This window comes from Shewanella glacialimarina (assembly GCF_020511155.1).
GTDB lineage: Bacteria > Pseudomonadota > Gammaproteobacteria > Enterobacterales > Shewanellaceae > Shewanella > Shewanella glacialimarina.
On the sequence record NZ_CP041216.1, the window covers coordinates 3,218,925 to 3,232,197 of the forward strand.

The window sequence follows — 13,273 nt, forward strand, 5'->3', positions numbered from 1 at the left end:
ATAAAAATTAGCATCTGCTTTTATTGCGATAATAAATGAACCATTATCGGCATAATGTGTTGCCATAATCAGTAATCTTCTTATTGCCCTTAGACGTTTAATGTTTTCATGGGCAATAAGGCCACCTGTTTATAAGCGTCTGGATTCTATCACACCATCCACTTGAGACAGTTTAGACTGCACCCGCGACAAGTCATCAACATTATAAAGCTCTAACTCAAGCTCAACCGTTGCCGTTTGAGTTTTCACATCGGAAGTTGAGCTCATCGCCATTACGTTAGATTTTTCAGCGGCAAGCACTGCCGTTAAATCACGTAACAATCCACTGCGATCATGGGCGACCACTTTAACGCGGATACGATAACCGCCTGAGTAGTTCTCGCCCCATACCACGTCAACACTACGCTCAGGGTGAACGCGCATTAGCTCTTTTACTTGTTCGCAATCACTGCGGTGAACAGAAATACCGCGGCCCATGGTGATATAACCAAAAATTTCATCGCCAGGCACAGGCTGGCAACAACGGGCTATGTGGCTAAGTAAATTGCCGACCCCATTCACCTCAACTTGTCCTTTACCCACTTTTTTAGGGCGATGAATTGCTTTCTTTAAAATGTCCTCAACAATCTCTTCTTCAGAATTAGGCTCTTTACGCAGCCTAGTGTCAATATAGTTAACAACCTGGTTTAGGCGTAAATCACCACCACCAATAGCCGCTAGCATGTCATCCATGCCATTGAGATTAAATCGTTCAACGGCGATGTTTGCATCTTTTAGCTTATACCCTGCACGATGCAACTCGGTTTCAAGCATTTCCTTACCTGCGGCAATATTTTTGTCGCGGTCTTGCTGTTTAAACCAGTGCTGAATTTTCGAACGTGAACGTGAAGATTTGATATAACCTAAATTAAGGTTAAGCCAATCACGTTTGGGGTTAGCTATTTTAGAAGTAATAATTTCAATGCGTTCACCGGTTTCAACCTGGTAAGTAAACGGTACAATTCTGCCATCTACTTTAGCACCAATGCATCGGTGGCCTACTTGAGAGTGAATATAATAGGCGAAGTCCAACACTGTTGAACCCAATGGAAGATCTACCACTTCACCACTTGGAGTAAACACATAAACACGGTCTTCAAAGACTTGGCTTCGAACCTCATCAACTAAATTGCCGCTTTCTGCCACATCTTCCTGCCATTGCAGAATTTTACGCAGCCAATTAATTTTTTCTTCATAGCCAGTTTGTTTGGTATTGCCTGCACCTTCTTTATATTTCCAATGCGCCGCTACACCTAGCTCAGAGTCTTGGTGCATCGCTTCTGTACGAATTTGAATTTCAACCGTTTTACCCTCTGGCCCAACGACTACAGTGTGGATTGATTGGTAGCCATTAGGTTTTGGGTTGGCCACATAGTCATCAAATTCACGCGGAATGTGATGCCATAAATCATGCACTACGCCTAAGGCGCCATAGCAATCTTGCAATCGATCGGTGACAATACGAACCGCACGCACATCAAATAGCTCATCAAACTTAAGGTCTTTACCCTTCATTTTGCGCCAAATGCTGTAGATATGTTTGGGTCTGCCATAAACCTTGGCTCGAATGTGGTCATCATCTAGACGTTTTTGCAGTTGGGTGACAAAAATATCGATATAGACCTCACGGTCCATTCGTTTTCCGTCAAGTTGCTTAGCGATATCTTTATAGACCGTTGGGTGCAGATAGCGGAACGAAATATCTTCAAGCTCCCATTTTAGCTGGCCAATACCTAGACGATTAGCCAATGGAGCGTAAATATCGGCAATTTCTCGGGCAAGTAATACGCGGGTTTCTTCATCAGCATTTTTTACCGCTCGCAGTAAACAGACGCGCTCGGCCAGTTTTATCACCACAGCGCGAACATCTTCGACCATAGCTAACAACATTTTACGAATGTTATCTATTTGAGGTTCAGCACTACGACCATTGGAGACTTTTAATGCGCCAATGGCATTCATGGTCACAACACTGGCAACTAATTTAGCTAAAGGTTCGCCATAGGACTCAACAATTTGTTCTTCATTGATGCTGTTAGCGTCTAAAAGGACAAACAATAATGCCGCCTGAAGCGTTTCTAAGTCCATATTGAGTGGCGCTAAGATCTCAATCATTTCGCGTGCGCGGGCAAGTAATTGTGAGTGTGCCAATTTATCTTTAATAGGCAACGCTTCCATCTTTTTGATCATATCTAGGAGTGTTTGCGCATCGTTAACATCTTCGATGTAGCGAGCAACCCAGTCTTCAAGATTGAAATCGTCTGTATTAAAATGCGCTTCGCGAACTGAAACCATGTTTTATCCTTACCCATTGGTGCTTATCTTCGCAACAATGTTATGTACTTTTTTGCCAAACGGACTATAAAATGAATAAAGCGTAATCTGCAATGAGAAAAACATTACACACCTCACAAAATTCAACTCACCTTGGTAATAGTCCCAAATTTTATACAGTCTATATTGAGCGTATCGCAACGATTTATCAATTCAATAAAATGTAAATGACTATGTTTACTCATTATTTAGCGTTACTCAGCTTTTGCATCAATATAGATAGCAGTCTTGCGGCCTAGTAGTACTGACGTTACTCAACATTTAGCTCAAATAGCGCCATAGCTTCAATATGGTGAGTTTGCGGGAACATGTCGACCATCCCTAATTGTCGCAGCTGATACCCTTGTTCAATCAGCACTTTGCTGTCACGGGCTAAACTTGCTGGATTACATGAAACATACACCACCTTTTTAGGGCGCATTTTTTTAAGCCATTGCAAGCTTTCAAACGCCCCGGTTCGAGCAGGGTCGAGTAATAGCTTGTCAATTTTACCCAACCATTTTTCATGGGTCAGATCTGCACTTAAATCAGCATGATGAAAAGAGAGGTTATCTAGATGGTTCAATGTCGCATTATCTTTCGCTTGCTGCACCATTTCAGGCACACCCTCCACCCCAATCACTTTCGATGCGCTTAACGCCAAAGGAAGAGAAAAGTTACCCACACCGCAAAATAAATCTAATACCCGCTCATCTTTTTGTGGATCTAACCAAGTAATCGCTTGCTGCACCATAGCATGATTTATTTCACCATTAACTTGCACAAAATTGCCTGGGGTAAACTCACAACGCAATGGTTGTTCTGAATCTCCACTAGTAGTTAAAGAATAGTAAGGCAAAGTCACTTTGGCGACAGCCTCATCGACTTTGGGATGCAATTGAGTTAATTGACTGTCATTATCTTGAGTCAATAAACAGATTTGATGCTTTGCAGCAAACTCAGTTAACCAGCGAATATCGGATGCAGGTAACACCTTAGTCACGCGCAATACCGCAAATAGCCCATTTTCAGCTAAGCTTAATTCTAAGTGACCTAGACTAGCTTTGGATTTTAATTGGTTTAAATTCACCGCAAACGGGGTAATCAGATCGGATAAGGGTTTAGCCAACACGTTACATTGGGTGACAGAAACAATGTTACTGGATGCTGATTGACGAAAACCTAGTTGCAAATGATTGGTTTTTTTATCAAAAACTGCAGCTAAACGCGCTCTGCGTCGATAGTGCCACGCATCGCCTGTTATTGCAGGTGCTATAATGTTCTGCTCTAAGGTGTTATTACCCAATTTAGTCATCAGCTCAGTTAAGGCCTGCTGTTTAAACTCACGCTGAGCATCCACATCTAAATGTTGTAAATCACAGCCACCACATTGTACATAATGGGGACAAAGAGGTTCGCGCCTTGCGGCGCTCGCTTGATCAATTTTTATCAGCTTAGCTTTAGCATAACTTTTCTTTTGCTCTGTCAGTTGCACTGTGACTTGTTCATTAGGAAGTGCTCCCGCAACAAACACGACTTTGCCCTGATATTGTGCCATTCCGGCACCCAAATGATCCAATTGGGTAATATCAAGGCTAAGCTTTGCTGATAATTGCTTAGATTTGTTTGGTTTAGCTTTAAAAAATTGTGCCATTTCGGCCTCTAAAAGTGAATAAAACACTAGTCAAGAGTGCGCGCTTTCTGGCAGTCTAGACTGAATATCAATAAATTATTGTAGGAACCTCAACCAAGACCATGAAAAGTACCGAAAATATGACTAAATATAGCCTTCGTTCGTGGGTACTGGTACTGGCATTGGCTCCTACCATTGTGGTGGGTATTCTACTTGGAAGTTACTTCACCATAAACCGCTTTTATGAACTTGAAGACACACTAATGGCAAAAGGCAGCAATATTATCGAGCCATTAGCCATAGCCAGTGAGTTTGGTATTGTTACCGAAGACAGAGAATCAACAAAAAAACTGCTTTCAGCAACGCAAATGAAAAATGCATCCTTAATACTCTCTATCGCGATTTTTGATAGCCAAAATCAACTTTTTGTTACCTCTCATTATCATAAAGACTTTGAGGTCATGCGCACCCAGCAGCCATTGTCTGAGTTAGATACCACTGAATTTAATACCCTAGAAGATATTTTAGTCATTCGCAGTCCTATTGTTTCCAATACTCATTTTAACCCACTGGCTTATATTAATAATCAATCAAATAAAGATCCGCTTGCTTCGCTTAACCAACAAAATACGGTTTACGGCCAAAGTATGGCAAAACCTACATATAACAGTAAGCAAGAACAAGTTATTGGCTATATCGCGATATTAATCAATAAAGAAAATGCTCTACTAGAGCAGCATAGGGCCGCCATTGCCGCGTTTATTATTGTATTAATCGGGGTTCAGTTTAACCTATTCTTCACCTTTCGCTTAGTTAAACACGTCAATCATCCCATTACCGAAATGGTCAGGGTTGTGGCAAAAATTCGAGAGGGGAAACTCGATACACGCTTAGATGGTAATTTGATTGGTGAATTAGATTTACTTAAACGAGGCATCAATGCCATGGCGGGCTCCTTGTCTGAATATCATGACGAGATGCAACAAAATATTGATCAAGCAACCTCAGATTTGCGGGAAACCTTAGAGCAAATTGAAATTCAGAACGTTGAATTAGATTTAGCTAAAAAACGTGCATTAGAAGCCAGTCGAATTAAATCTGAGTTTTTAGCCAATATGTCGCACGAGCTGCGCACCCCGCTCAATGGCGTAATAGGATTCTCAAGGCAGTTAATTAAAACTCCGCTTCATTCAAGCCAACTCGATTACATCAAAACAATTGAGCGCAGCGCCAGTAATTTATTAGGGATCATTAATGACATCCTTGATTTCTCTAAACTTGAAGCGGGTAAAATGGTGTTTGAAAAAATGCCTTTTGCGTTACGTGAAACCTTAGCTGACACCTTAAGTCTTATCGCAGGTAGCGCAAGGGAAAAGGGCTTAGAACTTATTATTGATATTGATTCTACTGTGCCAGAAAGTGTTAGCGGCGATGCAATGCGAGTGAATCAAATTATTACCAACCTAGTCGGCAATGCAATCAAATTTACTGATCAAGGTAGTGTAATACTAAAAATTACCCTTGTTGGTAATAATGAAGATACTGTGACGCTGCGATGTGAAATCATCGATACAGGTATTGGCATTGATGAAGGCCAGCAGGAATACTTATTCCAAGCTTTTGGCCAGGCAGACTCATCGATATCTCGCCGTTTTGGCGGAACAGGATTAGGTTTAGTGATAACCAAACGCCTCATTAACCAAATGGGCGGTCAAATTGGGTTCACTTCAAGCCCAGATAAAGGCTCAAATTTCTGGTTTATTTTACCTCTTAGCACCAGTCAGTTTGACATAGGTGAAGTATTACCAATGGATGTACTGCAGGGTAAATCTATCCTGTTATTTGAACCAAGAGAGCTGACACGTGACACCTTGAATAGGCGCCTAGAATCGTGGCATTTAAAACTGACCAGCGTGGGACAATTAGATCATCTCAATAAAACCCTTGAACAAAAAAACATACATTTTGATTATATCTTAACAAGCTGTCATGGTTTTGATAGTCCAGAGCACATTAGCTCACAATTACAGGTCATGAAAAATCATACTCAATGTCTGATTTTACTGCATGACTGCATAGACCAAGACATCATTAGTCACCATTTAAAACCCAACAGCGACTTACTCCTGAACGTTCCTATCAATGATATGGAATTAGCAAGGCATTTAATTTACCCGCCGACCCCTAAAGCATTACAACAGTTATTGCCTATCGCACCTGGCACTAATATCGAACGTTTGAATGTGTCGGTGTTAGCTGTAGATGATAATATTGCCAACTTGAAGCTTATTGATACTTTATTACAAGAATTAGTTGTTAACGTCACCACAGCTAAAAATGGTCAAGAAGCCATTAAACTGGCGAGAAGTAAAAGCTTTGAATTAATCTTTATGGATATTCAGATGCCGGGAATGGATGGTATTACCGCAACCAAACGCATACGTCATGAATCAATGAACCGCCACACGCCAATAATTGCAGTCACAGCCCATGCGATTGCAGAAGAAAGAGAAAATATTTTAGCTGCGGGTATGGATGCCTTTTTGCCCAAACCCATCGATGAATCATCATTAAGAAAAGTGATTAATCGTTGGATAGCAAAACCTAAATTTACCCATTTTGAGCTTCATACCCTCAATTGGGAGTTGTGCTTAAGCCAAGCAAGCCAAAAACCGGGCTTAGCACTTGAAATGCTACAAATGCTGGTAGACTCAATTCCCAGCACAATCGCAACAATTGAGTTGGCACTGCAACAGCAGGATCAAGCACAGATGCTACAGGCAGTCCATAAACTGCATGGGGCAAGCTGTTATTGTGGCGTACCGACAACCCAGAAGCTTTGCCAGGAAATAGAATCTGCTTTAAAGCACAAAACCTCGACGAGTGAGCTAGAACCGGAAATACTTGAGTTACTTGATGAGCTAACTAAGGTAGAATCGGCGGCAACTCAAGTATTAGAACAGTTATCGATGGACATCACGCATGACTCATAAACCTGGATTTTTTCAACGTTTAAAAGCGTTATCTTTACCTCAAAAACAATTATTTGCGATCGCTTTATGCCAACGTATGCTACCTAATTACCAACTATTTTCTGAGGTATGCGAGTTCGGCCAACCAGCCGTCTTATCAACAGCTCTAGACTTACTATGGCAAAGTCAGTACGACAAGAAAAACAAATACAATGTAGATGTTCACTTACAAAAATTAGAAGAAAACACCCCTGACCCAAGCAATTTTGAAGCTTATGGTGTTTATCCTGCTATGGATGCTGTGGTAGCAATCTCAACCTTAATGAGTGCTATTGCGGATAAAATTGAAGATGACATTATCAATATCAGCAAACTTTCTTCCAGCACTGTGGCGAACTATATTGAAGCCCTTAGTGATGATGACTTAATGGATGAAGCATTAGATGATTATGTTTTTGCCCATCCTGTGATGCTAGAAGAAAAAGAGCTACAAAATATGCTATTAGATATTATTGAAGCGAACCCAGATATTCATCCAGACTTAGTTAAAGGCTTACGTAAAGATATTATCGAAGCTGGTGCATCTAATATTGGCATTAGCCTCTAGTACTAACCTAATATCACTAAAAAATATTCGAAAGCCTGATATTATTCAGGCTTTTATCGCACTATTATGAGTAAATTTAAGCTCGTCAGTAACATTAAACCTAAAATTGAATAAATAAACACGCGTTTAACTTTAGCCTAATTGCATCATCGTATTAAAACAAAGTAAAGTGGACTTATTATCATTTTGCTAAGGAATTGCGAGGGATGTCCAGTATTCTTACCCCGCTGATCGCTGTGTTTATTATTATGTTACTCGGCGGTATTGTTCAGAAATTAAGATTTCTACCAGCAGATACCAATCTTATCCTCAATCAATTTGTTTACTACATTGCCTTTCCAGCAATTTTATTGATTGTGCTCGCTGAAACGCGCATTGAAGATATTATTCAATGGGGATTTATTGGTGGATTTAGCTTGGCTATGATCATCACCTATGCACTCGTAATAGCCGTATCCTTATGGCGCAAACCTAAACAGCAAGCTATTGCAGCTATGCGAGCATTAAATGCCACCTTTGGCAATACAGCATTCATTGGTATTCCATTACTAAGCCTATTATTCCCAGGTAACAAAATCGCATTAGTCGCGGCAGCTATAGCCAGCTTACTGTCGGTGTTCATGTTTGCCTTTGCATTAGTCTCTATCGAACTTGCCAGCCGTGACAAACAGTCAGCGGATCATGCTATCGTCATTATGGCGAATGCATTATATAAAAATCCGATAGTGCTAGGCAGCATGATAGGTATCAGCTTATCGGCATTGCATATCACCTTACCTGAAAGCCTATCATTGGTGCTGCACCAAATAGGTAGTACCTCTAGCCCTTGTGCACTATTTGCCATAGGAATGGTACTTGCTAAAGCGTTTCAGCATCAATCTTTGGCAAAGATGTTCAGCCTTAGCCTAATTACAGAAATAAGTTTCATCAACTTACTCAAATTAATTATTCAGCCCTTTATTGCCTTCGGATTACTCAAACTCTTTAGCGTAGAGCATGAACTACTGACAATGGGAGTGCTGTTAGCAGCCTTGCCAACGGCAGCAAGTGTCTATTTATTGGCTGATCGATACCAAATAAATGCTAATAGCAGCGCACAAGGTATTCTATATGGCACATTAATTACCTTTGTTAGCTTACCTATAATAGAAACACTATTAAAATCTTATGGTTAATTAACACACTCACATAGTCTAACAAACAAGCAAAGATAATTTTCTGGCTACTACTTTACTGTATAAAAAATCAGTATATACTGTTTATCAATACAGTGGTTTGATAGTTTCATTGACAGGAATTCATTATGCTTTGCCAACTCAGCATCAACAATTTTGCTATTGTACGTTTTTTAGAATTAGATTTTAAAGCCGGTATGACCACCATAACGGGTGAGACAGGTGCGGGTAAATCTATTGCTATTGATGCGCTTGGTTTATGTCTAGGTAACCGCAGTGATGCCAATACGGTGAGGCCTGGAGCCAATAAAACCGAAGTCAGTGCCCGCTTCACATTACATGATGTGCCACAAGCTAAGCGCTGGTTAGAAGATAATGACCTAGATAATGAAGATGACTGCATTTTACGCCGCACCATTAACAGTGATGGGCGCTCGCGCGCATATATTAATGGTAACCCAGTGCCTGTCGCCCAACTTAAAGGTATTGGCCAATTACTGATTGGTATTCATGGTCAGCATGCTCACCACGCAATGCTAAAAAGTGAGCATCAACTTACGCTGCTAGACAGCTATGCCAACCATAAGCTGTTAATTGACACTGTACATGCCAGTTATCAACGTAATAAGCAGATCGAAAATGAGCTTAAAATGCTTGAACATGCGCAACATGAGCGTATATCCCGTAAACAGTTACTCCAATATCAAGTCGAAGAGTTAGATGAGTTTAATTTAGCTGACGGTGAGTTTGTTGAAATAGAACAAGAACATAAGCGCCTTGCTAATGGCACAGAACTGATTGAAACCTGTCAGGCCAGTTTAGATCTACTAACTGAAGGTGAAGAATTCAACATAGAATCACTGCTAAATAAAGTGATTCATTTAGCAGATAATTTACAAAGCGTGGATGAAAAGTTATCCCCTGTAGCCAGTATGCTTAATGAAGCATTAATTCAGATACAAGAAAGCACAGTTGAAATAGAAGACTACCTTAGCCGTTTAGAATTAGATCCTGAACACTTTACCTATTTAGATAGGCGTTTAACCACTGCAATGCAACTTTCACGTAAGCATCATGTCAGTGCAGAAGACTTATCAGCCCATCATGCACAGCTTAAAGCTGAACTGGTTGGGTTGTCTGATGATGAAACTAAATTAGATGAGATTAAACAGGCTTTAGCTTTCAGCCGTGAGGCCTATTTAACCCATGCCCAAAAACTCAGCCAAAGCCGGGCTCGCTATGCTAAAGAGTTAGATAAATTAGTCACTCGTTCAATCCATGAATTAAACATGCCAAAAGGCCAATTTAATATTTCGGTAAACTTTAATCCTGAGATGAGTAATAGTTTGGGTTGTGACCAAGTGGAGTTTTTAGTTAGCACCAACCCAGGACAGCCATTACAACCCATTGCTAAAGTAGCTTCTGGTGGTGAGCTATCGCGCATAGGCTTAGGCATACAAGTTATTACCGCTAAAAAAGTTTCTACGCCCACATTGATATTTGACGAAGTCGATGTGGGTATTTCAGGACCAACGGCGGCAGTTGTTGGCAGAATGCTAAGAAGCCTAGGGGATTCAACTCAAGTTTTTTGTGTTACCCATTTACCGCAAGTGGCTGGTAATGGCCATCAACATATGTTCGTCAACAAGTTCAACAAAGGTGGACAAACTGAAACGACAATGCAGATTTTAGATAAAGAGCAGCGAATAAACGAATTAGCCCGTTTATTAGGTGGCGATATTATCACTGAAAACACCCTAGCGAATGCCAGAGAGCTATTGCAATAAAGAGGGAAATACCACTAATATGGTCTTCCCTTAAATTCACTGTAATGATCAACGCAATAGGCACTGAATTAAAAGTATAATAAAATCAAGGGCAATAATGCTTAAGTCGATACTTAAAATAGCCATTTATAGTGTAGCTTCAATGACATTTTTGCTGGCTCTTATCTTTGCTGTTTTAGTTTATATTAATATTGAAGACCGCTACTTATCGGTGAATACTCAACAACTAGAAAAGTGGGCTCAACTTGAAACGGTTAATGAAAGTCAGAACGCTTTTGTATTAGCGCAGCAGATAGTAGGTACACAGCAAGCCCCTTCAATCCTTCCTTTGTCAGATGTGCAGCACTTATTGCTGCAACAATATCAACAAACCTGCCATAAAGAATTAATTGAAAATTGTCATAATTTTATAGCGGGTAACTTAGTAGATATTAAGTTTATGCTGACAAGTTATGTTGATTTAATTAATCAATATCAACAGATTATTACGTTGCCTTTGTGGCATGAAAGTCTAGATAACTCAGCAGATAGACCACAAATTAATTTCACTAACTTATCTAATATTCAGATGCTTGCTGAGCTAAATGCTTTATTGAGTTCACGCACTGGCAGCCCTAGTTTTATTAATGACTTTATTGATGCTGATTATCGATTTTGGAACAATATTTTTCATTCATCAAGCGACCTTGCAACCTTCTCTTTAGCGGGCAGTAAAATGCAAAAAAACCTAGCCTGGGGAGTGAAAATACTTGCAGCAGAAGCACCTCTTAATGGCACTTACCCTGCAGCGTGGAAACTTAGCAGTAAACTGTCAGAGGAAAGTATTCAAAGAGTATTTGCAGCAGAATATTTATTTGTAAAAGCTGTGATGATTGAAATGCTGAGTAATCCCTACCCTTTATCTGATATTAACTATTATCAACAATGGCTTATTAGCCTTTTTTTCAATTTAAATGAAAGCCTTAACATGAATGCCGAAAGGGTCATGAATCAATACCAACAAGTCATCAAAAACCAATTAAATGAAGCTATGGTGAGAGATTCAATGGCTGAATTAAAAGCAAAGGATGAGCAGAACGAGCAGAGTTTTGCGTATTGTGACTTTGACTCAACGATAGAAAAAATTTGGGCGATGAAATATAACCCAATAGGTAAAGTGATCAGCTGTTTAAACACGGATATGGTTAAATACTTTGGGCAATCGGAGAAAATCGCACCATTACAAAAACAATCAATACAACTTAGAAAAGAGAGCAAAAAACGTTAAAGTTGTATTATCCGAAAAAATAAGCACATGCCTGCAAACACATAAATGCAAAAACACCTGCTAAAACATCATCAATCATAATGCCAAAGCCACCATGTACTTTGGCATCTAACCACCTGATTGGCCAGGGTTTGAGGATGTCAAAGAACCGGAAAAAACCAAAACCGACTAATAACCATATCCATCCTGCTGGAGCTGCAATTAACGTGATAAGTAAACCTGCCACTTCATCCCACACAATAGCTCCATGATCATGCACTTGCATATCACTTGCTGCCTTATCGCAAATATAAAAACCCACCAGCACGATTAATAGCGTCAACGCTAAATATACTGGCAGACTTAAGTGACTCATTAATAGATATAAAGGTATGGCTGCAATAGTGCCGAAGGTGCCAGGGGCTTTAGCCGCTAAGCCGCTGCCAAAACCCAGTGCAAGGAAGTGAATAGGATTAGATAGACGTAAACGTTTCACCGCCGGGTCTTGAGAGAATAACTTCATTAAAAATGCTCGAAACCTTTAAACTCTGGCATGAAGGGCTGGCCGTCTAAAGTGAATTTGACTTTATCACCAGAACAAATCTGACCAACGTTAACAAACTTCACCCCCGAATGAATTAAGGCGGTATCTATTGCGCCACGCTGTGACTCGGGTACGGTGAATAATAGCTCATAATCTTCCCCCCCAGTTAGAGCATAGGCTAGAGCTTGTTCAGCTGTCACGCTGTTTTTTAGTGAGCTAGACAATGGAATTGCATTAGCATTAATAGTCGCACCTACATTAGATGCTTTAAGAATATGGGACAGATCTGAGACTAAACCGTCAGATAAATCAATCGCACTAGATGCAAGACCACGTAACGCTTGTCCTGCTAGCACCCTTGGGGTGGGATAATAATGTCGGTTCAGTAAATATTCTTTATACTCTGGCTTAACCGCTTGCACTCCCCGCAGCATATCGAGTCCAAGGGCTGAATCCCCTAAAGTTCCGGTCACATATATCCAGTCACCGACTTTTGCACCGCTGCGCTTTAACGATTTACCTTTAGGAATTTGCCCATTAATGGTCAGGTTTATACAGCGGGGTCCTCGAGTGGTATCGCCCCCCACTAAAGCGACACTATAGTAGTCTGCGATTTCAAATAATCCATTACTAAAATCAGCAAGCCATTGGGTGTCAACCTCAGGTAAAGATAGCGCTAATGTCATCCAGGCAGGTTCAGCTCCCATGGCAGCTAAATCAGACAAATTCACTGCCAGTGATTTATAGCCAAGAGCATGTGCTGGCATATCAGCAAAAAAATGCACGCCTTCAACTAAGGTATCGCATGAAATAGCAATCACCTTACCTTCGGCGGGCTGTACCAAAGCACAATCATCGCCAATGCCTAAGATGACATCACGACGCTTTTGTCCACGGTTTTTAAAAAATTGTTCAATAAGTTGGAATTCTTTCACGCTAGCACTGGTCGGAAAAACC

At 40.5% G+C, this 13,273-nt stretch carries 9 protein-coding genes; 5 read left to right on the forward strand and 4 right to left on the reverse strand.

The window, feature by feature from the left end; all coding sequences use genetic code 11:
- Positions 1 to 129: 129 nt before the first annotated feature.
- Positions 130 to 2,334: a GTP diphosphokinase gene (gene relA, locus FJ709_RS14105; protein ID WP_226410659.1), complete on the reverse strand. Its 2,205-nt coding sequence runs from the start codon at positions 2,332 to 2,334 to the stop codon at positions 130 to 132.
- A 289-nt stretch (positions 2,335 to 2,623) separates the two neighbouring features.
- A complete protein-coding gene (gene rlmD / locus FJ709_RS14110) occupies positions 2,624 to 4,006 on the reverse strand; it encodes a 23S rRNA (uracil(1939)-C(5))-methyltransferase RlmD (protein ID WP_226410660.1) in 1,383 nt (460 codons plus the stop codon).
- Between the two features lie 101 nt (positions 4,007 to 4,107).
- Here rlmD and barA point away from each other — a divergent pair, with 101 nt between their 5' ends.
- From barA to FJ709_RS14135, 5 genes are all read left to right on the forward strand, one after another.
- Complete coding sequence (gene barA, locus FJ709_RS14115; RefSeq protein WP_226410661.1) at positions 4,108 to 6,978, forward strand: two-component sensor histidine kinase BarA; 2,871 nt, start codon at positions 4,108 to 4,110, stop codon at positions 6,976 to 6,978.
- Positions 6,968 to 7,564, forward strand: a complete 597-nt coding sequence (locus FJ709_RS14120; protein ID WP_226410662.1) for a YjaG family protein — start codon at positions 6,968 to 6,970, stop codon at positions 7,562 to 7,564. The genes barA and FJ709_RS14120 overlap by 11 nt, the downstream gene beginning before the upstream one ends.
- 206 nt (positions 7,565 to 7,770) lie before the next feature.
- Positions 7,771 to 8,739: an AEC family transporter gene (locus FJ709_RS14125; RefSeq protein WP_226410663.1), complete on the forward strand. Its 969-nt coding sequence runs from the start codon at positions 7,771 to 7,773 to the stop codon at positions 8,737 to 8,739.
- 128 nt (positions 8,740 to 8,867) lie between these two features.
- Positions 8,868 to 10,526: a DNA repair protein RecN gene (recN, locus tag FJ709_RS14130; RefSeq protein WP_226410664.1), complete on the forward strand. Its 1,659-nt coding sequence runs from the start codon at positions 8,868 to 8,870 to the stop codon at positions 10,524 to 10,526.
- 97 nt (positions 10,527 to 10,623) lie between these two features.
- Positions 10,624 to 11,793 (forward strand): hypothetical protein, encoded by a 1,170-nt coding sequence (locus tag FJ709_RS14135; protein ID WP_226410665.1) that lies wholly within the window; start codon positions 10,624 to 10,626, stop codon positions 11,791 to 11,793.
- Between the two features lie 7 nt (positions 11,794 to 11,800).
- Here the strand turns inward: FJ709_RS14135 and FJ709_RS14140 are convergent, their stop codons facing one another.
- Positions 11,801 to 12,295, reverse strand: coding sequence for a phosphatidylglycerophosphatase A family protein (locus tag FJ709_RS14140; RefSeq protein ID WP_226410666.1), 495 nt, complete (start codon positions 12,293 to 12,295; stop codon positions 11,801 to 11,803).
- Entirely contained in the window at positions 12,295 to 13,251 is a 957-nt protein-coding gene (gene thiL, locus FJ709_RS14145) for a thiamine-phosphate kinase (protein ID WP_226410667.1), read from the reverse strand. The genes FJ709_RS14140 and thiL overlap by 1 nt, the downstream gene beginning before the upstream one ends.
- Positions 13,252 to 13,273 lie beyond the last annotated feature (22 nt).